Genomic DNA, 23,364 nt, shown 5'->3' on the forward strand with positions numbered 1-23,364 from the left:
TAAAGTTTGAAAGTAGTAAGATAATAGAAGAGAAGAATAAAGGGGACGACTACTATGGGGAAATTGCTGAGAAGGCGTCGTTTTGGTTTACTAGGTCAGATTGTCCTTTTAGTGACAATCCTGCTCGTGATCAGTCTATTATTAGTAAGCGCTCTATTCATAAGGAAAGTGGATGAGATAGTCGAGGAGGATGCAGGAAACACAGCGATGGCTGTTGCTAAACTTACTGCGAAGGATGAAACGATTCTTGAACATCTGGAGGAGAGGGAAAATGACGATATAATCCAGCAGGAGTCGTTAAAGATTCAGCAAAATAGCGGTGCAGACTATGTTGTCATCGCTGATACGAACGGAATCCGCATTTCTCACCCAGAACCGGAGAGAATCGGCAAACCGACACAGACGAGCAATGACCCTGTATTGGAAGAAGGAAAGGAAGTCATTTACGAAGGATATGGTATCTCCGGTTATGCGGTTAAAGCGAAAACACCGATAAGAAATGAAGCTGGTGAGATCATTGGTGTAGCTTCGGTCGGCTTTCTTAAGCAGAACCTGAATGACCAAATACTTTCCTACATACAGGAGGTCATCATCTGGTTTCTGCTTATTTTCGCAGTTGGGCTGGTAGGTGCCTATTTCGTGGCGAAACGAGTAAAAAAGCTGATTTATGGATTAGAACCAGAGGAGATTTCCTTCTTATTCAAAGAAAAGGAGACAACGCTGGCATCGATCAAAGATGCTACCATTGCCATCGATCGCAAAGGTCATATCACATCTATTAATCGAAGAGCCCAAGAAATATTCAAGCGTAAATCCGTGCTGGAGGATGCCATCGATCAGACAAATCTGCAATCCCTTTATCAAGCTGTTTTGGCAGATGGCCAAGGAAAATATAATAAATATACATTTGTAGCTGGCGATATTTACATAGTAGATGCTTCTCCAATTAGAGAAGCAGAAGAAACATTGGGAGTCGTGTTTACATTACGTCCCGAAACTGAAGTGATTGACGTGTCAGAGACAATAGCAAAAATGAAGCAGCAAGCAGATCAGATGCGGGCTTCCAATCATGAATTCATGAATAAATTAAATACATTGTATGGCTTAATCAGTCTGAAGCAATATGATAAGGCACTCGTACTTATCTCCGAAGAAGTGGAGGAGCAGCAGAGTGTTGTCAATGTACTGATGGCAAGCATAAAGGAACCGATGATCGCAGCCTGCCTATTAGGGAAATTCAATCGTGCCAAAGAACTAAAAGTGTCATTGACAATTGATGAAAGCAGCAGCATGAACATCGATATGCGGCCGGAAGCAACAGAGAAAATCGTCACGATCATCGGCAATGTACTAGAGAATGCACTTGAATCCTCTTCAAAGCATCAAGGTACCGAAGGAAGAGTGTTTGTGTCTTTCACAGATTTAGGGCAAGAAGTGATAGTCGATATCGAGGACAATGGGAAGCGGCTTACTGAAAAGGAAAAACAGGCAGTGTTGGTAGATGGTTATTCAACCAAAAAGGATGCTGGCGATGGGCATGGAATTGGACTGACTATCGTACAGGCAGCACTGGAGAAACTAAGTGGTACTTTGTATTATGGGGACAGTGAAGCAGGAGGAACACTCGCAACAATTGTTCTCCCGAAAGGAAGCGTGGAAAATGGATCGAATGAACGTTCTGATAGTGGAAGATAATGTAGAAGCATCAATGATATTTCAGAATTACTTGAATCAGATGGAAGGGTATCGACTGATTGGTGTTGCAGAAAATGGTGAGCAGGCAAAGAGTCTTCTTCAGGCATTGAAGCCTGACTTGGTACTGCTAGACGTTTATCTGCCTGATATGAATGGTATTGAAATCCTATGGTTCATCCGCCAGAATTACCGGAGGACAGATGTCATCCTGCTGACAGCAGCGAATGATACGGAGACGGTCGGTGAGGCAATGCGTGGGGGCGTATACAGTTATCTGATAAAACCAGTGGATGGCGATCGCTTCCATCGTGTCCTAAAGGAATATTCTATCTATAAAAGAGAACTTCAACCGGGCAATGAAATAGGTCAGCAGCAAGTAGACGCATTTTTTCACCCGAACATACATACAGCAGAAGCAGTGGAGCAGGAGGACTATCCAAAAGGAGTCGACCGTCATACCTTGGAATCGGTGCGACAAGCAATGAAGGAGCAGCAGAACAGCGAAAAGGCTGAGGAAGTAGCAGCGAAAGTAGGCATAAGCCATTCCACTGTCCGTCGCTACTTGGAATATCTGGTATCGAGAAAAGAAGCAGAGGTCGAAGTCACCTATGGAACAGTCGGAAGACCTGTACGCAAGTATAAATACAGAGCTGAAAACACATCCTGATCTCCGTGAGAAAAATGAAAAAAATGCACTTAATGTAAGTAAACTGTGCATGTTTTGAACATAATGTTACACTTCTTTCAAATGAAAGCGCTAACAAATAGCGCTGTTTGAAGGAGGACATACTTTTGTTATCTTTATTGGGCTTCTCCATGGTTGCTGTATTTATGTATTTAATTATGTCTAAAAAGCTATCGCCGCTTGTGGCGTTGACGCTTATTCCTATCCTGTTCGGAATAATTGGCGGTTTCACTTCTTCGCTCGGACCGATGATGCTGGAAGGTGTAGAGGGAATAGCGGCCACCGCTATTATGATCCTGTTTGCTATCCTTTACTTCGGAGTCATGATTGATGCTGGTCTTTTCGATCCGCTGATCAATTTCATTTTGAAGGTGGTTAAGGGAGATCCGCTTAAAATCGTTGTTGGTACATCTATTCTTTCTATGATGGTAGCACTTGATGGAGACGGTACAACGACATATATGATCACTGTTTCAGCCTTGCTGCCGCTTTACAAACGATTAGGTATGAATCGTTTGATTCTTGCTACAGTAGCCATGCTTTCAATGGGAGTCATGAATATCACCCCATGGGGCGGGGCTTCGGCTATGGCTATGGCTGCTTTGAATCTGGAAGCATCTGAGCTGTTCATACCGATAATTCCTGTTATGGGAGTAGGGCTCGTTTATGCGATAACAGTAGCTTTCATCCTTGGAAGAAAGGAAAGGAAGCGTCTCGGGGTTGTGCAGCTGGATGATCAAACGCACAGAGAAATCAGTGCCGCAGAAGAGGTGCCAGCTTATCGCCGTCCGAAGCTCGTTTGGGTCAACTTGCTGCTTACAATAGCATTGCTTGTCTGCCTAATCATGGACTTCATCTCGCTGACAATATTGTTCATGGTTGCTTTTGCTGTCGCTCTGATGATCAACTACCCACGTATGAGTGATCAGCAGGAACGAATGGCTGCGCATGCGAAAAACGGATTAGCAGTTACGACGATAGTCATAGCTGCTGGTATTTTCACAGGTATCATGTCTGGAACGGAAATGATTGATGCTATGGCGAATACACTTGTATCCATCATCCCAGAGTTCATGTCTCCTTATCTCGCTGTCATCATTGCCATCATCAGTGCGCCATTTACATTCTTTATGTCCAATAATGCATTCTATCTGGGCGTACTGCCGATCCTGGCAGAAGCAGCACAGGCGTACGGTGTCAGCAAGGTAGAAATCGGTCGTGCGGCGTTGCTTGGGCAGCCAGTGCACGTATTGAGTCCGCTAGTAGCCGCAGCACATCTTCTGATCGGAATGGTAGGTATCCAATTTGGTGAATTGCAGCGCTATGCTATGCTCTGGGCATTCGGATCGACCATTGTGATGACGATTGCAGCGTTGATATTTGGAGTTATCAGTATCGGGTAATCTGCTGTTGAGCACGATACTTGAACAGAGTGAAAATCATCTGTTAGTCTTAAGTTAAGGAAATAATAGGAGGGGCTATATATGAGTAAAAAAATCGCAGTTTTAATTACAGATGAATTTGAAGATATCGAATATACAAGTCCGGTAAAAGCATACGAAGAAGCTGGCCACAGTGTCGTAAACATTGAGTTCGAAGCTGGTAAAGAAGTTAATGGTAAGCACGGCGAGAAAGTGAAAATCGACAAAGCGATTTCCGATGTGGATGCAAGTGATTTCGATGCATTATTGATTCCTGGAGGATTCTCTCCTGACTTGCTTCGCGGAGATGACCGTCCTGGTGAATTTGCGAAAGCTTTCGTAGAAAATGAAAAACCTGTATTCGCCATCTGCCATGGTCCGCAAGTATTGATCGATACAGACTTGCTAAAAGGCAAGGATATTACAGGCTATCGCAGTGTTCGTAAAGACTTGATCAATGCTGGTGCTAACTACAAAGATGAAGAGGTAGTCGTAAGCCATAACATCGTAACAAGCAGAACACCTGATGATTTGGAAGCATTCAACCGCGAATCATTGAATCTGTTGAAATAAGAGAAAGGCGCAGGACCGTTTGGTCTTGCGCCTTTTTATTATTCCTTTTCCCCAACGACAGAGAAGCGTTCATTTGGATGTGCAGGTTTCTCGATCTCATCCAACATAGCAATAGCATAGTCAGCATAGCTGATATAGCTGTTGCCTTGTTTATTCAAAATCATGACGTCACCGCCGGATTGGTAGCTTCCAGTCCTTTTACCTTCTGCATCGAAGAATCCGCCAGGACTGATGTATGTCCATTGGATGCCTTCACTGTATTCCAGCTCTTTTAAGTTTTCACCCATATTGGTAGCTGTCGGCAAGTAAGCATCCGGGAAGTCAGGCGTTTCGAAGACACGCGTTGTCTTCTTGTCATCCACAAACAGACTTCCAGCTCCCCCGACAACGAGCAGGCGAGTGGAAGGAGCATCTTTCAATGCTTCAATAAGAATATGACCCGCTTCGATATGCTGTTTCTCTTGACCGGGAGCAGAATTGAAGGCGTTGACGATTACATCAAAATCTTTAATATCGTCTGCCTGGATATCGAATATTTCTTTTTCCAGTACATTTATATTGCTTTGATCTACTTTTGCAGCGTTGCGTACGATTGCTGTCACCTCATGTCCGCGATCCAATGCTTCTTTCGTAATGAAGCTGCCAGCTTTACCCGTGGCTCCGATAACTCCTATTTTCATGAGAAATCCTCCTTATGATTAACCTGTAATTTAATTAGTTACATGTATTATAATAAGTTACAGGTGGTAACCTGTCAACACTTTCCTTTTACCTGTTTCATTTTGCGTTATACTATAAAGATAGGAATTCATTTGAAAGTGAGCTGGAAATTATGTCAATAAGCAGCCGTTTTGCTGTTGGTATTCATATACTGACGCTTCTTGAAGTGAATAAGGACGAGGTCAATTCGTCTGAGTTCATCGCAGCCAGTGTCAATACGAACCCGGTCGTTATCCGTAAGATCATGGGTATGCTGAAAAAAGCGGAGCTGGTTCATGTACGGCCAGGAGTAGCTGGAGCAGAACTAGCTCGCAAGCTTAATGAAATTACGCTGCTTGATGTGTACAAAGCTGTGGAAGCAGTCCCGGAAAATGAGCTCTTCAGTGTTCATGGAAATCCAAATCCACAATGTACAGTGGGCAGAAATATCCAAGCAGCCGTTCTACCTATATTCGCTGGAGCACAGGCAGTCATGGAAAAAGCATTGGCACATGTGACGATTGAGGATATTGTGCAAAGTATAGAAGAGCAAGATAAGCAGAAAGAATAAAAAAGCGCACTGCCTCGGGCAGTGCGCTTACTTGTTTTATTGAGCCTTTTCCAGATCAGCGGCAGGGCCGAAGAACTCAAAATGGATTTGTTCTTCACTGATGCCAAAGTGGTATAAGGTAGAGATAATGAATTCCATGAAACCAGCTGGACCACAAACATACACATCGCTGTCTGTCTTCACCATATCCTTGAGGACAGTTTCATCGATTCTTTTATCTTCATAATATGTCTGATACGTTAAATTAGGCATTTTTTCTTGAATGCTTTGGATCTGCTTAGTGAAAGCAGCAAACTCTGGAGTTCGGGCAGCTTGCAGAAAAACGACTTCGTGCTTGGAATCTTCTGCTGCTAGAGTCTCTAACATACTCATGATTGGCGTAATTCCAACACCACCTGCGATGAAAGCAATCGGTCTATCCGCATTTTTATCAAGTGTGAAGACACCAGCTGGTGCACTTATCTCGAGTTTGTCTCCTTCTTTTACTTGTTCATGTAAGTAGACAGAAACCTTGCCATCGGGATTATTATCGTCTTCTTTCTTCACGGAAATACGGAACGTATCCGATGAAGGCGTCTTAGATAAACTGTACTGACGAATCATCATGTATTTTTCCCCAGGTATGGATACACGGACGGAAATATACTGACCTGGTTCGAAATCAGGCACACGTTCCGAATCAGCAGGTTTCAAGTAGAATGACGTGATAACATTACTTTCTTTGACTTTCTTTTCGACGACAAAGTCTTTAAAGGATGCCCAGCCGCCTTCTTTCTTTTCATTCTCTTCATACATATTCGCTTCAACACCAATGAAGGCATCAGCGATGACGCCATATGCTTCTTCCCATGCTTTCAAAATTTCAGGTGTCGCAGCATCTCCAAGAACCATTTTGATTGCTTTAAGCAAGTATTCGCCTACAACGGGGTAATGTTCAGGTTTTACACCTAAGCTGACATGCTTGTGAGAAATCTGTACGACTGTCGGCAATATGGCTTCCAGCTTATCGATATGTACTGCAGCTGCATAGACAGCATTAGCGAGAGCTGTTTGCTGTTTGCCTCTTGCCTGATTTACATGATTGAAAATGTTCAGAAGTTCAGGGTGTGCTTTAAACAATTCTTCATAAAAGACAGTAGTAATTTGAGTACCGTGTTCTTCTAGCACAGGTACCGTGCTTTTGATGATGTCGATAGTTTCTTTTGATAACATGTTGGATTCCTTCTTTCATCGATCTATCTCTATCATAGAACTAACTGCAGGTAAAAGATATATTTTAAATGCCACTTTAACAAAAGTGTCACATTCCCTTTATGCCCATTCAGTTATTCAGTTATGCTATAATCCACAAGAAGAGGAGGATGTACCAAGATGCGATTGACGATGTATACCGATTTTTCCCTAAGAGTCCTTCTTTATTTGGGAACAAAAGAAAAAGACAAGCTGTCGACGATTCAAGAGATTGCGACAGCATATAATATATCCAAAAATCATTTGATGAAAGTAGCACACGAAATGCGACAAGCCGGCTATATTGAAGCGGTGAGGGGACGTTCGGGCGGTATCAGACTGGCGCATGATCCAAAAGAAATCAATATCGGAGCGGTTGTGCGTAGAATGGAAGATGATTTTTATTTGGTGGAATGCTTCAATAGGGATAACAATACATGTCCGATTGCTTCTGTATGTGGTTTGAGGGGAATTTTGGGTAAGGCACTGCATGCGTATCTGCAGGTGCTTGATGCGTACACCTTGCAGGATCTATTAGAAAACGAAGCAGATTTACGGATGCTGCTTCGATAAATAGAGAAAGCTGCCAAGTATTGGCAGCTTTTTGATTACTTTTTGTTTTCTTTATAAATCTTGATGGCTTCTTTAAGATATAGCTGATCTTTCTCGGAAAAAGGAGTAATGATCGGAGGTGCTGCTTGAGGCAGTGGAATTGTCTTTCTATCTCCAGCAGTCCGTTCCATCAAATCCAGCAGCTTACCGACAGAGTGCTGTACCTGAGGTGCTGTTGGGGAAGTTTCCGTTTGTATCACTTTTTTCAGGCTGGACAAAATGGTGTTCCATTCCTTTTCCAAGGTTTCATTACCGTCTGTTTCTGCCGTCAGCTTCTCTGCTTGCTGCCATTCCTTAATGGATTCTTTGGCAGTAATGTAATGAAGCATGGAACAAAAAATATTAATATCGATTTCTTGATCAGCTTCCGTAATGCGGAGCATATGGTCAATATCCGCTATCATATCTTCGATTGTCTGTTTTTTTGCCGTAAGCATTTTACGCTGAAATTGCAGCGAACGATGAACTTCATGTCCCCGCAAGTGGCCGGAATTTAAAATGTCTTTGATTTCTTTTAAAGAGAGTCCGATACTTTTCATAGATTGAATGGAATATAACCGACTCAAATCTTCATCGCAATATAAGCGGTGACCGCCTTCTGTGTGGGTTGTTGGTTTTAAGAGATCGATCTGATCATAATAGCGAAGTGTGCGAATGCTGACTTGACCTTTGGTTACCATTTCACCAATTGTATATGTTGTTCCATCTGTCATCAAAAACTGCCCTCCTTGAATAATGACATGCCATGCAGGAATAGAAAGCCGGTACCAATCCCCCAAATACTGATGCTCACAAGCTGCCAAAAGTAAATGCTCCGTATACTCGCTCCTAGAAGTACAGCAGCAGCGGCGCTGATATGATTTGCCCCTAGTATAGGTCCCATTAAAGCCAAACCCGGTACCCCATAACGTTTGCCGAGAACTTTTGCTCTGTCCATTCTAGTGAAAGAATAGGTATCTTTTTTGATCTTCTTCATCCATTTTACTGCAAGCATCACGGATAGGAAATTGGCAGAAAGACCGATCAGGCAACAGACTGGAAAAGGCACACCCAGCATGATTCCTAAAGGGACAGTTATATGCGCTTCAACGAAAGGAACCGCGCTTAGCAGAATCAACAATAAGCAGAGGTAGAATGTCGGGATTGAAGCTAAGTAATCATGGATATCAGAAAGCATAGGGTGTTTCTCCTTTGACTTTGAAAAATCGAATCACAGGATAGGAGAAGGGTCTATTCATTAAGGTACAATATGCAGCCCACAAGATAAGTACTGTCTCCAATCCGATTAACAGCATGGATACCACACTAGCGGGAGGCCAGTTTATTGCAATTATTCGGAGTAAAAGAAAGACCGGAAAAAAGGTGAAATGCAAATTCAAGCCCTCCTTTGCATGATGACTGAAGTAGCTGCTCCGTTTTTGAACAAAGAGCAATACAATGAGCGGCAGGAAGAAAGTAAGGAATAAGGATAACAGATGCATCATACTTGCAAGGATTTTTTGTTTCAATGGCATGTCAGTTCCTCCTATTGGTTGATAAGTACAACCATAAAGGGTGACGTAACTGGAGGTTCAAGTAGTTTATATCAAATAAGAACAGCCTCTCCAATCGAAGGAGAGACTGCTTTTATTTAAAACGATAATATTGATACCCGTCCATATAGTAATCTGATGAATTTGAGTGTTCTTCATCAAGATTTTCTTCCTGCTCCAGCCTTTGGCTGCATTCGTCTGGCGGGCCGATGATGATGGTCTGGTTGTTGAGCGGGCGCAATGTTTCCTGAAGTTTTGTTTTATCCAAGCAATAGGTTTTAGCGAGTACTTCTGCCGGTGTCCTCGCCAGGATATCCGAGCCGAAAATATATTCAGGGTATGGTGCGTCGAAAATTGCCAGCAGATGCGTTTGATCTTCTGCTGCTGTTTCCCAGTGCCACCAGCCTTGCGGGACATTCGCGACTTGGCCCCGGGTGATGCGGATGTTTTCGACTTTGTTTGTGAATGGATTAATCAGGGAGACTTGAGCTGACCCGCTTATACAATAAACAAGTTCTGCAGCGTTTTGATGATAATGAGGTTCGACTGTTTTCCCTTTGCTTAAATAGATATCAAGAAGGGAGACATTTCCCAATGTATTCAATACATCCCGGCCCAGCCGGTTGATATAGTTCCGGCTATTCCTAGTGAATAGCCGGTTTTTATTCACATCGCTAAAATACTGGACATTGCCCTTCGTATAGTCCATGTACTCATTTTCTTTCCCCATGCCTTCCCCTTCTTTCTGTTAAGTGCTTCGAAGTTAGATTATGCAGGAGGCGAGCATTTGGATTTTACAAAAAAAGGGTTCCGTATTTTTATAAATGCGTGTACGCTGATGTAGTATGCGGACACACAAAATACATATCGATAAATTACAGTATACATAACTAACTGTCATAGTACATAAAGGGGTACCACATGAGAAAACGAGGCATTACGATCAAGCTGTTCGCTGTGACAGCTTTATTTTTCTTGGCATTTTATGCGATGATCATGATTTTCCAGCTTGTGTTCTTTGATAGCTTTTATCAGCACTATAAAACGAAAGAAGCTGCCGAGCATTTGCATACATTGGCAAATGGTTATGAGGACAATTCCTGGAGCGCAGAGGAACTGACGAAGCAAACATTGTCTTATATGCAGGAGACGAAAAGTCCTCTGACAATTGTCGATGCAGAAGGATATCAGCTGGTGCAGGATCCAATTAACATTATGGTGGAAACGGAATCCGGTGAGGTTCTGGAAGTGGCACTGTCTTTATTTGTAACGGATTATGGAAGCGACTTGAATACGTTGGACATCAGAAAGGGAGACACGCTAGAGATATATGGGGAAACAGATATGTCAGTTACTTCGGTTATATATCCATCTGTCATCACGAAGGATGGGCAGAGTGTCGGCGAACATCTCGAAGAAAATGAAATGACATGGAAAGGTAAAGTGAAAAGTGTTTCGCTGCCTCGGGGCGGTATGTCCAATAGAGGATTAGGTCTTCTTTATGATGCCCTGCTGGAATGGTTCCCGCTTGATGAAGATCTGCTGAAGCAGCTTAACAAAGGTGGGAGTCAACAGCTGGACTGGGTAGAAGCATGGAGTGGAAAGCATAACCTTGTACTGATTGAACCAGTCAAAAAGGATGGAGAGATGCAATACTTGTTCTCTGTTACATCCTTGCAGGAAACAAAAGATACAAATGAAGCACTGCGCGTATTTTATCTATATATCGGCATCGCGGGTTTCGTCCTCATTCTATTGCTTTCTTTGTTCTACTCGCGTCTTGTGAGCAGTCCGTTGATCAAGCTGAATGAAATGGCTAAAAAAATGGTCCACCTAGACTTTTCGTCGGTGAAGCCAATCAAGCAAAAAGATGAACTTGGCAGCCTTTCCAATAGCATGCTGATCATGGCACAGAACTTGGATGTAGCACTGGATGACTTGAAGCAGGCCAATGAAAAGCTGAAGCAGGATATGGAGAAACGCAAACAGATGGAAAAAGCGCAGCGTGAATTCTTTGAGCATGCTTCTCATGAGCTGAAGACGCCGCTCAGTATTGTCAAAAGCTTCGCAGAAGGGCTGCAGGATGGAATCAGTCCGGACAAACAGGATCACTATATTGACGTGATCATTGAGGAATCCGACAAGATGCAAGTGCTGATCGGAGATATGCTTGATTTGGCTAAGCTTGAGAACGGAGCTATTAAACTAAGAAAATCATCATTTCTACTGAGTGAAATGATAGAAGATCTGTCCGACAAACTATACTGCATGGCAAAGGAAAAGCAGGTATCCATTGAAGTGATGCCTAGGAATGAGATGCCGATTACGGCAGATTATGAATGGATGGAGCGGGTGATGCGGAATCTGCTTGTTAATGCAGTCCGTCATAGTGAAACAGATTCTGTCATTACTATCCGTATTGAAACAGATCTGGATACCGCCGGCAGTGTGTTCATGATTGATAACAAGGGTTCCCAAATACCGGAGGAGCAGCTCGATAAAATCTGGAACCGTTTTTACCGCACAGAGGCATCCCGTAGCAGATTGACAGGCGGCACAGGTTTGGGACTTGCAATCGTACAGCAAATTCTCGATTTGCACCACTTCAGCTACGGAGTGGAGAATACGCCAGAAGGAGTCCGTTTCATCGTGCGATTTTATAAGTAATGGGGAAAATTACTTATTTGGACACATGAAGGACATATAAGCTTGTTAATTTATGTATATCAGTTGGAAGGAAGGATTCACGATGAGAAAGAAAGTGCTGCTTGTCGAGGATGAATTACGCATCCGGGAAGTAGTGGCGGACTACTTTAAAATGGATGGCTGGGAAGTGCATGAAACCGATAATGGCAGCAGTGCTATTGATTGGTTTGATGCTATTTATCCCGATTTGGTCATACTGGATATCATGATGCCGAAGATGGATGGATTTGCGGTTACAAAAGAGGTCCGTGCAAAATCGGGTGTGCCGATCATCCTGTTGACAGCCAAATCCAGTGATGATGATAAAATTCATGGATTCGATCTGGGAGCAGATGATTATGTAACGAAGCCGTTTAGCCCGAAAGTGCTAGTTGCGCGGGCTAATTCCTTGATGAAGCGAGCGACAGAACATTACTTGCCAAATGGTCATATGCTCAGCTTCGGTCATGCCGTGGTCAATACAAAGTCACGTCAGCTGGAAGTGGATAAACAGCAAGTCGAGCTGACACCGAAGGAATATGATCTGCTGCTGCTCCTGCTGCATCATAAAAATAACGTCCTTTCACGTGAAACAATTCTGAATCATGTATGGGGCATAGACTTCGAAGGGGACAATCGAGTCGTAGACACGCATATTAAGAAGCTGCGAGCCAAGCTTGGTGACGAGTCCCATCATATCCGGACTGTCATAGGTACCGGGTATAAATTTGAATAGAAGGCAGAGGAAAAAATGAATAAGATCAAGCAGCTGTATGCACATACAGGTGTCCGCTTTTTTGTGCATACATGTTTCTATTTGGCAATACTTATCACCTTGTTCATGCTGTATGGCTTCCATACAGCCAATACAGGCAACTACATATATAACGATTTTTAATTGGAGAAGATATCACAATGAAACTTTTAACCACTATTGCACAGCATGCGGCAATTAGACCGGAGCAGACGGCATTCCGTAATGGAGAGGATGCGATCAGCTACAGGATGCTCTGGGATCGCTCGGACAGACTGGCAGCTCTTATCCAAAATAGCTCTCAGCTTGAACGGCAGACGCCGATTGTTGTGTACGGCCATATGGGAACGGATATGCCGGTATCCTTCCTTGCCTGTGTAAAGGCTGGCTATCCTTACATACCTATTGATACATCCATTCCGATGGAACGGGTGCGTCTTATCGTGGAGAAATCCGGAGCGGGCTTGGTCATCAATACAACTAATTCTGACCTTAGGCTCGATAATATTGCAGTTTTATACCCAGCAGCTCTAAAGCTGGAACAAGAAGAAAATATTATCGATCGTGACTTGTGGGTGAAGGAAGATGAAGTATTTTATATCATCTACACATCCGGAAGCACCGGGAATCCGAAAGGTGTACAAGTAACAGCAGCGAACCTGCAATCCTTCACTGATTGGATGACGAGTGACTTTCCGCTCGAACAAGGAAAAGTATTCCTGAATCAAGCACCATTCTCATTTGATTTATCTGTGATGGATTTCTATCCGGCGTTACAAAGCGGAGGTACCATCCATGCGCTGATGAAAGATGTGATCAATAAGCCAAAGCAGCTGTTTGAGAACCTCAGCAATTCGGCTTTGCAGATTTGGACTTCTACGCCATCCTTTGTTCAAATGTGTTTTCCCAACCCAGACTTCAATGCGGAGATGCTTCCGGAGCTGGATACCTTCCTATTCTGTGGAGAAGTTCTACCACTTGCGACAGCAAAAGAATTAAAGGAGCGTTTCCCGCAAGCGAGGATTTTCAATACATACGGACCAACAGAAGCAACAGTTGCCGTGACGTCGATCGAAGTGACACCGGAATTGCTGGCAAAAGAGGAAGCATTGCCGGTCGGCCGTCCGAAACCGGATATGCGGATTCTTGTCGTGGACGAAGCAGGTAATCCAGTGCCGGATGGAGAAAAAGGTGAGCTTATTCTCGTGGGACCGAGTGTGACAAAAGGGTACCTTGGTGAGCCGCTGCTGACAGAACAAGCATATGGCATTCTGTATGATATGCAAGCTTATCAAACTGGCGATGCTGGTTTTATCAAGGACGGAATAGTTTACTGCCAAGGCAGACTGGATTATCAGATCAAGCTGCATGGCTACCGGATGGAGCTGGAGGAAATCGAGTTCCACTTACATCAATCCGAATATATCAAGTCTGCCATTATCATTCCTTATGTGCCGGAAGAGGAAATTGAATATTTGATTGCCGCTGTCGTACCAGAGGAACATGACTTTGAAAAAGAGTACCAGCTCACAGCAGCTATTCGGAAGGATCTTGCTTTGCGTCTGCCAGCTTATATGATTCCGCGTAAATTCACTTATCATTCCATCATTCCAATGACAATGAACGGGAAAGCCGACCGTAAGAAGATGAAGGAAGAGGTATTCGCATGACCCCGTATAGTTCGTTCCTTTTCTTTATTATTCTAGGCATCCTGCTGCTGCCAACGATGATTCTAGGTCTCATGGGCAAGCAATTGCGCTATTACAATGTTTTCGTTTCGATTGCTGTCCTGGCCTTGATCTTTTCAGGCGGGGATGAAGGGTTTTATTCACTCGTCATCTTCACTGTCTTGCAGCTGGTGCTGATCAAAGGCTATATCTCATATAGGCAGAAAAAGAATAGCAGTCTTGTATTCTATCTAATGAGTTTCTTGTCAATTTTGCCTTTGATCTTATCGAAAATTCTGCCGTTCCTGGCTGTGGATAACTGGGCAAGCTTTCTCGGAATCTCGTATCTGACATTCCGAGCTGTACAAGTCATTATCGAAACGAGAGATGGTTTGATAAAACAGCAGCTGTCAATTTATCAGCTTGTGAATTTCATGCTGTTTTACCCGACGATTTCGTCTGGTCCGATTGATCGGTTCCGACGTTTTCAGAAGGACGAAGAAAAGCGATGGACACCAGAAGAATACAAGGAGCTGCTTTATAAAGGGATCAATAAGATCTTCCTCGGCTTCTTGTATAAGTTCATCATCGGGTATGCAATCAACACCTATTTCATCATGAATCTCGATCATATCGCAGACGGCAGGTTCAGCTATCATCTGCTGTATATGTACAGTTATAGCTTATATCTGTTCTTCGACTTTGCGGGGTATACGTTATTTGCAGTCGGTGTCAGCTATATGATGGGCATACGTTCACCGGAGAACTTCAACATGCCGTTCATCAGCCGGAACATTAAGGATTTCTGGAACCGATGGCATATGTCGCTGTCATTTTGGTTCCGGGACTATGTGTTCATGCGATTCGTCTTCCTGATGAAGAAGAAAAAATGGATCCAAAACAAAATGCTCGTTTCGAATCTCGGCTATATCCTGCTATTTCTGCTGATGGGAGTATGGCATGGATTAGCAATTCAGTATATTGTCTATGGGGCTTATCACGCCTTGATGATGACAGCTTTCAATTATTTTGAGACATGGAATAAAAAACATAAGCGCTGGCCGACAGGCAAGATTATGACAATTGTGTCGATTGTCATCACTTTTCATGTCGTCTGTTTCGGATTTTATCTGTTTTCCGGCAGACCATTTCAATAAAAGGGGAATATATTAATGGATTTCAAAGAGAAAGTACTACAAGTTATTGCAGAAGTTTGTGAGGATGATGTTGTAAAAGAGGAGCACGATCTAGATATTTTCGAAGCAGGATTGCTGGATTCCTTTGCAACAGTGGAGCTGATTGTTCAATTTGAAGAACAGCTTGGCATCAATGTACCGATTACAGAGTTCGACCGTGATACGTGGAATACACCAAATGCTATTATCGAACGTCTGAATGAGCTGAAATAATGAAGAAGAAGTATCTATTCGGACCGATTATTTTAGCATTGGTCCTGTTTGCCGGTCTCGTCTTTGTGCCGGCTTCCTGGCTGGCTAAACTGGTGCCGGCAGATCGATTGCAAGAGTCAGCAACCAGTCTGGAACCGAATATGTTTCAGGGAACATATTTACAAAGTGAGATGCTTGCTGATCCAGGATATGTTCCGATTTACGGATCCTCCGAGCTATCACGCTGGGACCCGTTTCATCCGTCGAATTACTTCGAAGCAACGGGAGCTGATTTTACTCCTTATTTAGTGGGAAAAGGCGGTACAACATCCATCATCAATGATCTCAACTTTGCAACACAAGCTGACAAACTGAAGGATAAAAGGATGGTGATCATCGTGTCACCGCAGTGGTTCGTAAAACATGGTACAGATGAACAGCACTTCGCACCAAACTATTCTTCGTTGCAGGCATACCAGCTGCCATTTAATAATGAAATAGATGAGCAGGTAAAACAGGATCTGATGAAAAGGCTGATGTCATATGATGCCGTGAAGAATGACACGATGCTCTTTCAGCTTTACGATGCTTACTTAGATGAAAAGAAAATCCAGTTCAATCTATTAGCCGCTCCAGCTAAAGCTTACATATCCATGCTGAAGAAGAAGGATATATATTTCACACTCATCAAGGATGAGCCGTCGAACCGGCATCAGTCTGATAAAGTGAAGGACAAGACTTGGGAGGAACTGCAGGCTCAAGCAGATGCTTACGGTGAAAAACGCACGAAGAATTCAAAATTCCACATCGACTATAAGGTCTATAAACATAAGAAGAACCATATAAAAGAAATGGAAGGCAAAAACAAAGGACATTCATATGCGGTATCTCCTGAATACGAGGATTTCCAGCTGATGCTGGATATTCTGAAAAAAGCAGATGCTAAACCGCTCTTTGTCATCATCCCAGTTAACGGAGAGTATTACGATTACACAGGATTCCCAAAACAAGGGCGGGAAGACTATTATAATCGTATTAAAAAGCAGATTGATGATAATGGTTTTACCTATGCTGACTATTCCGGGCACGAATATGATCCGCATTTTATGCGTGATACGATTCATATCGGCTGGAAGGGCTGGGTTTACTTAGACGAAGACATGGAGAAATTCCTTCAGTAGAAAAGACGATTCACCAATCCGGTGGATCGCTTTTTTTCGTATCAGCACTAGAATCTCTCCAAACTGGTTAGACTATGAAAAAAGAGTCTAAGGAGAGATGAGGTTTGAGGAAAACGATTATTGCATTAAGCTTTCTATTCATATGCTTCATGGTTGTCTCCTTTGTGATAGAACTTAAAAATGGAGATACAAATTCCTGGACGAAAGGCGGAGGCAGGGTAATTATGAGTGCATTGCCGCTTGGCTTGCTCTTCTTCCAGCGTACGCCATTCCGTGTACCGCATATTCTCGGATTTTATGTTCTGCTTGTCTGTACGTTTATCTTGGGTGCTATCTTCCATTTTTATGATAAGTACAAATGGTGGGATGTAACGCTTCATGTAGTTGGAAGCATGTATATCGCTTGGCTTGCACTGGCCATATATCGTTATAAAGTGCTGCGACCAGCAGGCATCTATATTTCACGGTGGATTATCTTCCTGTTTGTCTGCGGTATGGCAACGATAGGAAGTGCAATATGGGAAAGCGTCGAATTTATTGGAGACATGACGGTGACAAGTGTCATGCAGCGGAGTGGGAACACGGATACAATGACAGATTTGATTGCTGGTTTGCTTGGTGGGGTTATTTTCGGTATTTATGCTTTATTCCGGAATAAGCCGCTGGAGGGGAAAGAGATATGAGGATAAAGAGAGCTGCATTATTTTCTTGCAGCTTCTTTTTTTAGGGTCTTGTTTTTTACACTCCGAAAAGGAGAGAACGAAACTGAAAAAATACTAAGAAGCCTTGATTTTACTTTTTATTATGTTGCATTTGCAACATAATATTGTTTAAATAGATATATTAATAGTGAAAGCAGGGTGTATGATGGCTTCATATAAAATTATACAGGATAAGAATGATCTGGAAAAAGCAAAGGCGATAAGGCTAGCTGTATTTGTGGAAGAGCAAGGAGTCGCGTTAGAGGGCGAATTCGATCAGTTTGATGAGTTAGAAAAAGGCTGCCAACATATCCTTGTCTATCATGAAGGAGAAACAGTTGGAACAGGCCGTATTCGTTATGTAGATGATTATGCTAAATTGGAACGTATTTGTATGCTGAAGCAGTATCGAAAGTATGGATTGGGCAGTGTCATCATTTCAAGTCTTGAAGAGATAGCGAAGCAGACAGGCAAAAAGAAATACAAACTCCATGCGCAAGTCCAAGCAAAAGGATTCTATGAAAAGCTAGGATATAAAGGCATTTCAGATGAATTCGATGAGGATGGGATTCCTCATCTTATTATGGAGAAACAGGAAAATGAGGGTTAGAGGCATACTCTTTTTTTCAGGTCTTCTCTTGATGACTCTTGGAATTGCCCTGACTATAGAAGCGGATTTGGGCACATCGCCGTTCGGTGCAGTACTCGTTGGACTAGCTGAAAGTGCAGGGATGACAGTAGGAATGTGGGAAATCATCCTTGCGTGTCTTTTTATTATGGTAAATTCCCTGCTTACTCGTACAGCACCTGAATTAGCTGGATTGCTGACTGCATTCGCAACTGGTCTTTTTCTCGATGGATGGTTATTTGTGCTGTCAGGGATGCATCTGGAATCGATCATCACCCGAACGGGTTTGTTCCTTGCTGCACAGCTGCTCCTTGCGGCAGGAACAGCATTGTACCTGCATACAAAGTTCGCGCCTATTCCGATTGATCGGCTTATGCTTGTCTTAATCGATAAACTGCATACAAGTGTAGCCGTTGCCAGGACATTTTTGTATGCGGTTTGCCTCGTATCTGCTTTTTTGCTTGCTGGACCTATTGGACCGGGTACGGTGCTGACTGTTTTATTAGGAGGCATTTTGCTGCAATATGCATTTATTGTTCTTCAGCGCTTCGGTATAATGCCAATCTATGAATCGTCTAACTCTTAACGGAAGACGATTCATTTTTTTATTTCCGATATAGCGCTTACATAGCGTTGTTACTTTGTTAGAATGGAAGCAGAGTGATTGCGCTGTATCATGGGCGCCAAATGAACCTGGAAAGGGGCAGTTGGGATGAAGGCTACAGATGCACAGGATTTAATGCAATTGACAGACCAATACGGAGCGAATAATTATCACCCGCTTCCAATCGTCATAGCGAAGGCGGAGGGAGTTTGGGTAGAGGATACCGATGGCAAGCGCTACATGGATATGCTTAGTGCCTATTCAGCAGTGAATCAGGGGCATCGGCATCCGAAAATAATTGAAGCGCTAATCAAGCAGGCACAGAAGGTTACGCTCACTTCCCGTGCTTTCCATAATGATCAGCTAGGATTATGGTATGAAAAAGTTGCGGCTTTAACGGGTAAGGACATGATTCTGCCGATGAACACTGGTGCTGAAGCTGTGGAGACAGCTTTCAAGACGGCCAGACGCTGGGGGTACGATGTAAAAGGGATTGCTGATGACCTTGCAGAAATCATTGTGTGCAGCGGAAATTTCCATGGGCGGACAATGACTGCAGTCTCGTTATCCTCAGAAGCGGAATACCGCCGCGGATTCGGTCCGATGATTCCAGGAATTAAGATAATTCCGTACGGTGATCTGGATGCTTTGAAGTCGGTCATCACGCCAAATACTGCTGCCTTCATACTGGAACCGATCCAAGGGGAAGCTGGCATTATTATTCCGCCAGAAGGGTATCTGAAAGCAGCATCGGAATTATGTAAGCAAGAGAATGTCCTATTCATTGCTGACGAGATCCAAGTAGGACTGGGACGTACAGGTAAGCGATTTGCTTGTGACTGGGAAGATGTCACCCCTGATTTGTTTATCCTTGGCAAGGCATTAGGCGGCGGAGTCTTTCCTATCTCCTGTGTGGCAGGTAATAAAGATGTGTTGGGAGTCTTCAACCCTGGCTCACACGGTTCCACATTCGGGGGTAATCCGTTAGCGTGTGCTGTTTCGATTGCTGCGTTGGATGTGCTCGAAGAAGAAGATCTCGCTGCCAGGTCTCAACGTCTCGGAACCTATCTCCGGGAACAGCTGCAGCAGCTGACGTCAGATAAGATCAGGGAAATCAGGGGCAGAGGATTGTTTATCGGTATCGAATTGACGGAGCCGGCAAGGCCATTTTGCGAGAAATTGAAAGAGCTTGGTGTGCTTTGCAAGGAGACACATGAAACAGTCATACGCATTGCGCCGCCTTTGATCATTACCGAGGATGAGCTGGAATGGGCTCTGGAACAACTGAAGCAAGTATTGCGGTAAAAGAAAGACAAAAGGGAGAGATATCGATGAAGCTGGGAACAAGTGAATTGAACACAGCCCCAATTGCTTTAGGGTGTATGCGGATGAGTGATCTGAATACGCAGGAAGCTGTTAAAGTGATAGAGACGAGTACTGAGGCTGGCATCAATCTATTCGATCATGCTGATATTTACGGCGCAGGAGCGTCTGAGGAAGTTTTTACTTCAGCACTTAAAGAAAGCACGATTAAGCGAGAGGATATAATTCTACAGTCGAAATGCGGAATCCGCAAAGGGTATTTCGATTTTTCGAAGGAACATATCCAGTCCAGTGTGGATGCTATCCTCAACAGGCTGCAGACAGATTATCTCGATATCTTATTGCTGCATCGTCCTGATGCACTGATGGAGCCGGAGGAAGTGGCAGAGGCTTTTCAAAATCTGAAGGAAAGCGGAAAGGTGAAATACTTCGGTGTCAGCAACCATCATCCTCATCAAATAGAGCTGCTGAAGCAATATGTGAAAGAAGATTTGATCATCAATCAACTGCAGTTCAGTTTGCTGCATACGCCTCTAATTGACGCCGGTTTGAATGTAAACATGCAAAATAGAGAATCAGTCGTACGGGACGGCGGTTTACTTCCGTATAGTCAGCTTAATAAGATGACGGTACAAGCTTGGTCTCCATTCCAATTTGGGATGATTGAAGGTGTATTCGTCGACAACCCAGACTTCCCGGAAGTTAATGCAGTCTTGCAGGAACTTGCTGATGAGTATACTGTTAGCAAGTCAGCGATTGCGATTGCCTGGATACTGCGCCATCCTGCATCTATCCAAGCGGTCATTGGTTCTATGAACCCGGACCGAATTCAGTCTATCTGTAAGGCGCAGGATGTACAGCTGACTAGGGAAGAGTGGTATAAATTGTATCGAGCAGCAGGTAATAATCTGCCTTGAAGATATGATAGAAGATAAGCGGATTGCCTATCGGGCAATCCGTTTCTCTTCGTATGGTAATAACTGGTAAAGTAGTCTTGACATGTGACACTGTGTCACATATAATCAATTTATCATCAATTGTGACACAGTGTCATATGTTTAGGCAGGAGGGAAGAAATGCCGAAACAAACCTTTCTTTCTTTACCGGAAGATAAACAGAATACACTGATTCAATCAGCAAAAAAAGAATTCTCCCGTGTCCCTCTGCATGAAGCGTCTATAGCGAACATCATTAAAGATGCCGGGATACCGCGAGGCAGCTTTTATCAGTATTTCGAGGATAAGGAAGACCTGTATTATTATTTGTTGAATCAGGTAGCGCAGGAGAATAATAAAAAGCTGAATTCGATTCTTCAGGAAAAGAAAGGTAATTTATTTGAAGCCTTGGTGGAACAGTTCCGATATATGATTTCTTTACGTCATCATGAAGAGCATAATGACTTTCTTCGGTATGCTTTTCTGAATATGAACCATAGGAAGGAAAATACTATGGCAAATAACATATATAAAGAAAGCTTGAAGAATGAACGTTCTCAAACACTTGAGATGGTAGATACCTCTTATCTGAACATTGAAGATAAGCAGGAATTGACGCATGTCATCAGGATCGTTGGAGCTATTACTTTTCATAATCTTGTGCAGGTATTTGTTCATAATCTTACGGATGAAGAAGCCATTTTCAATTATGAAGCACAAATTAGCTTGATAAAAAAAGGACTGCAAAGAAAAGAGGTCGACTGATGTACAGCACTGTAATCAAAAAAAGCGATGATTTGATGAAGAAGCTAGTTGAGACTCTGCAAAAACAAGGAATCAACGCAACACTCTGCAAACGGCCGCTTTTGCAGCACTAAAAATTGAATAAAGGGAGATAGAAATTTGAACACCGAAGCAACACAACCAAAAAAAGTACCATATTTGATGCTAGCAATTTTATTTGTAGGAGCATTTGTCTCCTTCTTGAATAACTCCTTACTGAATGTCGCCTTGCCATCAATCATGGTTGACTTAAATATTGAGGATTATTCAACAGTACAATGGCTTGCGACCGGTTATATGCTGGTCAGCGGGGTGCTGATTCCAGCCTCCGCATTTTTAGTTACTCGGTTCTCCAACCGAATGTTGTTCATTACATCAATGATCATCTTTACATTAGGTACGGCTTTGGCGGCTTTCGCACCGAACTTCGGCCTATTGCTGACTGGACGGATGGTCCAAGCAGCAGGTTCTTCTGTAATGGGTCCCTTGCTAATGAACATCATGCTCGTCAGCTTCCCGCGTGAAAAACGCGGTACAGCCATGGGTATCTTCGGTTTAGTTATGATCACAGCACCAGCTATCGGACCTACTTTGTCAGGTTATATCGTAGAGTACTATGACTGGCGTCTATTGTTTGAAATGATTCTTCCTTTGGCAGTAATCAGTTTGTTACTTGCTGTCTGGAAGCTTAAGAATGTGATGCAGCAAAATACAGAAGCTACACTTGATTATCTATCTCTAGTGCTATCTTCCATCGGTTTCGGTGGCTTGCTTTATGGATTCAGTTCCGCAAGCTCTGATGGCTGGACAGATCCAATCGTCCTAACGACATTGATTGTCGGTGCAATTGCTTTAGTCATCTTTGTTATGCGTCAGTTGCGCATGGAGAAACCATTGTTGGATTTGCGTGTTTACAAGCATCCGATGTTTGCACTTTCTTCCGTTATTTCTGTCGTAAATGCTGTAGCAATGTTCTCTGGTATGATTTTGACACCGGCATACGTTCAGAATGTACGCGGAATCTCACCTTTGGATTCCGGATTGATGATGCTTCCAGGTGCCATTATCATGGGTGTGATGTCACCGATTACCGGACGGTTGTTCGACAAATTCGGACCGCGTATTTTGGCAGTTGTTGGATTGGCTATCACGGCTGTTTCTACTTATATGCTTGCTCACTTACAGCTGGATTCCAGCTATGCCTATATCATTTTCATCTACACATTGCGGATGTTCGGTATGTCCATGGTAATGATGCCGATCATGACAAATGGTCTGAATCAGCTTCCAACTGTTCTGAACCCGCATGGTACAGCTGTTAATAACACGGCTCAGCAGGTATCTGGTTCAATCGGTACAGCAATCCTTGTAACGATTATGAACACTGTAACGAAAAATGAAGGCGAAAGCTTAATGGCAGGAGTGGACCCAGCCACTTTAACAGAAGCAACTACTGCACTAATGACGCAGAAAGCACTGTTGGCGGGTATCCATGCTTCCTTCTATGTAGCACTAGCGATTAACATTGTGGCACTTGTGCTTGCACTGTTTGTAAAACGTGTTGACACGAGCAGTGATGCTGTAAGGAAAATCGAAAAACAAGAAATCAGCGGTCAGGTTAATCCTGAGCCTGCAAAATAAAAAGAATGGATCCGGTCTTGCCGGATTCATTCTTTTTTTGTGGGATATATCACATC

General features: G+C 43.2%; 26 protein-coding genes. 20 read left to right on the forward strand and 6 right to left on the reverse strand.

Translation table 11 applies throughout. The features are described from left to right. The first annotated feature begins 54 nt into the window (after positions 1-54). The 4 genes from ABXS78_RS03440 to ABXS78_RS03455 all read left to right on the forward strand — a co-directional run bounded on the left by ABXS78_RS03440 (position 55) and on the right by ABXS78_RS03455 (position 4,374). On the forward strand, positions 55-1,695 hold the full coding sequence (locus ABXS78_RS03440; RefSeq protein ID WP_366248937.1) for a sensor histidine kinase: 1,641 nt from the start codon (positions 55-57) through the stop codon (positions 1,693-1,695). Further along, the gene (locus tag ABXS78_RS03445) at positions 1,661-2,362 is read left to right on the forward strand and encodes a response regulator (protein WP_366248939.1); all 702 of its coding nucleotides are present in this window, start codon (positions 1,661-1,663) and stop codon (positions 2,360-2,362) included. Before ABXS78_RS03440 ends, ABXS78_RS03445 begins: the two co-directional genes overlap by 35 nt. Before the next feature lie 125 nt (positions 2,363-2,487). Next, on the forward strand, positions 2,488-3,783 hold the full coding sequence (locus ABXS78_RS03450) for a citrate:proton symporter (RefSeq protein WP_366248940.1): 1,296 nt from the start codon (positions 2,488-2,490) through the stop codon (positions 3,781-3,783). 81 nt (positions 3,784-3,864) lie between these two features. Continuing rightward, positions 3,865-4,374: a type 1 glutamine amidotransferase domain-containing protein gene (locus ABXS78_RS03455; RefSeq protein WP_095223390.1), complete on the forward strand. Its 510-nt coding sequence runs from the start codon at positions 3,865-3,867 to the stop codon at positions 4,372-4,374. 38 nt (positions 4,375-4,412) lie between these two features. Here the strand turns inward: ABXS78_RS03455 and ABXS78_RS03460 are convergent, their stop codons facing one another. Then, complete coding sequence (locus tag ABXS78_RS03460; RefSeq protein WP_366248941.1) at positions 4,413-5,054, reverse strand: NAD(P)-dependent oxidoreductase; 642 nt, start codon at positions 5,052-5,054, stop codon at positions 4,413-4,415. 152 nt (positions 5,055-5,206) lie between these two features. Here ABXS78_RS03460 and ABXS78_RS03465 point away from each other — a divergent pair, with 152 nt between their 5' ends. After that, complete coding sequence (locus ABXS78_RS03465; protein WP_366248942.1) at positions 5,207-5,644, forward strand: Rrf2 family transcriptional regulator; 438 nt, start codon at positions 5,207-5,209, stop codon at positions 5,642-5,644. Between the two features lie 36 nt (positions 5,645-5,680). Here ABXS78_RS03465 and hmpA read toward each other — a convergent pair whose 3' ends face one another. Further along, a complete protein-coding gene (gene hmpA, locus ABXS78_RS03470) occupies positions 5,681-6,856 on the reverse strand; it encodes an NO-inducible flavohemoprotein (RefSeq protein ID WP_366248944.1) in 1,176 nt (391 codons plus the stop codon). A gap of 159 nt (positions 6,857-7,015) precedes the next feature. Between hmpA and ABXS78_RS03475 the strand changes: the two genes are divergently transcribed. Continuing rightward, positions 7,016-7,447: an Rrf2 family transcriptional regulator gene (locus ABXS78_RS03475; protein WP_366248946.1), complete on the forward strand. Its 432-nt coding sequence runs from the start codon at positions 7,016-7,018 to the stop codon at positions 7,445-7,447. Positions 7,448-7,482: 35 nt separating this feature from the next. Here the strand turns inward: ABXS78_RS03475 and ABXS78_RS03480 are convergent, their stop codons facing one another. The 4 genes from ABXS78_RS03480 to ABXS78_RS03495 all read right to left on the reverse strand — a co-directional run bounded on the left by ABXS78_RS03480 (position 7,483) and on the right by ABXS78_RS03495 (position 9,748). Beyond that, positions 7,483-8,199: a MerR family transcriptional regulator gene (locus ABXS78_RS03480; RefSeq protein ID WP_366249865.1), complete on the reverse strand. Its 717-nt coding sequence runs from the start codon at positions 8,197-8,199 to the stop codon at positions 7,483-7,485. Next, a complete protein-coding gene (locus ABXS78_RS03485) occupies positions 8,199-8,663 on the reverse strand; it encodes a hypothetical protein (RefSeq protein WP_366248947.1) in 465 nt (154 codons plus the stop codon). Before ABXS78_RS03485 ends, ABXS78_RS03480 begins: the two co-directional genes overlap by 1 nt. Then, positions 8,653-9,000 carry a DUF4870 domain-containing protein gene (locus tag ABXS78_RS03490; RefSeq protein WP_366248948.1) on the reverse strand — a complete coding sequence of 116 codons (348 nt, stop codon included), beginning with the start codon at positions 8,998-9,000 and terminating at the stop codon, positions 8,653-8,655. Before ABXS78_RS03490 ends, ABXS78_RS03485 begins: the two co-directional genes overlap by 11 nt. Positions 9,001-9,112: 112 nt before the next feature. Then, on the reverse strand, positions 9,113-9,748 hold the full coding sequence (locus tag ABXS78_RS03495) for a cupin domain-containing protein (RefSeq protein WP_366248949.1): 636 nt from the start codon (positions 9,746-9,748) through the stop codon (positions 9,113-9,115). Between the two features lie 191 nt (positions 9,749-9,939). Between ABXS78_RS03495 and ABXS78_RS03500 the strand changes: the two genes are divergently transcribed. The 14 genes from ABXS78_RS03500 to ABXS78_RS03565 all read left to right on the forward strand — a co-directional run bounded on the left by ABXS78_RS03500 (position 9,940) and on the right by ABXS78_RS03565 (position 23,308). Next, positions 9,940-11,685: a HAMP domain-containing sensor histidine kinase gene (locus tag ABXS78_RS03500; protein WP_366248950.1), complete on the forward strand. Its 1,746-nt coding sequence runs from the start codon at positions 9,940-9,942 to the stop codon at positions 11,683-11,685. A gap of 82 nt (positions 11,686-11,767) precedes the next feature. Then, a complete protein-coding gene (locus tag ABXS78_RS03505; RefSeq protein WP_366248951.1) occupies positions 11,768-12,439 on the forward strand; it encodes a response regulator transcription factor in 672 nt (223 codons plus the stop codon). Positions 12,440-12,454: 15 nt separating this feature from the next. Continuing rightward, positions 12,455-12,601: a teichoic acid D-Ala incorporation-associated protein DltX gene (locus tag ABXS78_RS03510; protein ID WP_366248952.1), complete on the forward strand. Its 147-nt coding sequence runs from the start codon at positions 12,455-12,457 to the stop codon at positions 12,599-12,601. A gap of 17 nt (positions 12,602-12,618) precedes the next feature. Beyond that, the gene (gene dltA, locus ABXS78_RS03515) at positions 12,619-14,127 is read left to right on the forward strand and encodes a D-alanine--poly(phosphoribitol) ligase subunit DltA (protein ID WP_366248953.1); all 1,509 of its coding nucleotides are present in this window, start codon (positions 12,619-12,621) and stop codon (positions 14,125-14,127) included. Continuing rightward, on the forward strand, positions 14,124-15,281 hold the full coding sequence (gene dltB, locus ABXS78_RS03520) for a D-alanyl-lipoteichoic acid biosynthesis protein DltB (protein ID WP_366248954.1): 1,158 nt from the start codon (positions 14,124-14,126) through the stop codon (positions 15,279-15,281). Before dltA ends, dltB begins: the two co-directional genes overlap by 4 nt. Before the next feature lie 15 nt (positions 15,282-15,296). Further along, the gene (gene dltC, locus ABXS78_RS03525; protein ID WP_095223401.1) at positions 15,297-15,533 is read left to right on the forward strand and encodes a D-alanine--poly(phosphoribitol) ligase subunit DltC; all 237 of its coding nucleotides are present in this window, start codon (positions 15,297-15,299) and stop codon (positions 15,531-15,533) included. Then, on the forward strand, positions 15,533-16,693 hold the full coding sequence (gene dltD, locus ABXS78_RS03530) for a D-alanyl-lipoteichoic acid biosynthesis protein DltD (RefSeq protein WP_366248955.1): 1,161 nt from the start codon (positions 15,533-15,535) through the stop codon (positions 16,691-16,693). Before dltC ends, dltD begins: the two co-directional genes overlap by 1 nt. Positions 16,694-16,797: 104 nt before the next feature. After that, positions 16,798-17,376, forward strand: coding sequence for a membrane-spanning protein (locus ABXS78_RS03535; RefSeq protein WP_366248956.1), 579 nt, complete (start codon positions 16,798-16,800; stop codon positions 17,374-17,376). A gap of 184 nt (positions 17,377-17,560) precedes the next feature. Next, positions 17,561-18,004, forward strand: a complete 444-nt coding sequence (locus tag ABXS78_RS03540; RefSeq protein ID WP_366248957.1) for a GNAT family N-acetyltransferase — start codon at positions 17,561-17,563, stop codon at positions 18,002-18,004. After that, positions 17,994-18,608, forward strand: coding sequence for a YitT family protein (locus ABXS78_RS03545; RefSeq protein WP_366248958.1), 615 nt, complete (start codon positions 17,994-17,996; stop codon positions 18,606-18,608). Before ABXS78_RS03540 ends, ABXS78_RS03545 begins: the two co-directional genes overlap by 11 nt. Positions 18,609-18,734: 126 nt before the next feature. After that, positions 18,735-19,931 carry an ornithine--oxo-acid transaminase gene (locus tag ABXS78_RS03550; RefSeq protein WP_366248959.1) on the forward strand — a complete coding sequence of 399 codons (1,197 nt, stop codon included), beginning with the start codon at positions 18,735-18,737 and terminating at the stop codon, positions 19,929-19,931. 26 nt (positions 19,932-19,957) lie between these two features. Next, positions 19,958-20,866: an aldo/keto reductase gene (locus ABXS78_RS03555; protein WP_366249866.1), complete on the forward strand. Its 909-nt coding sequence runs from the start codon at positions 19,958-19,960 to the stop codon at positions 20,864-20,866. Positions 20,867-21,025: 159 nt separating this feature from the next. Continuing rightward, a complete protein-coding gene (locus ABXS78_RS03560; RefSeq protein ID WP_095223407.1) occupies positions 21,026-21,649 on the forward strand; it encodes a TetR family transcriptional regulator in 624 nt (207 codons plus the stop codon). Between the two features lie 180 nt (positions 21,650-21,829). Next, positions 21,830-23,308, forward strand: coding sequence for a DHA2 family efflux MFS transporter permease subunit (locus tag ABXS78_RS03565; RefSeq protein ID WP_366249867.1), 1,479 nt, complete (start codon positions 21,830-21,832; stop codon positions 23,306-23,308). The last annotated feature ends 56 nt before the right edge of the window (positions 23,309-23,364 follow it).

Source organism: Terribacillus aidingensis, assembly GCF_040703035.1.
Classification (GTDB): Bacteria; Bacillota; Bacilli; order Bacillales; family Amphibacillaceae; genus Terribacillus.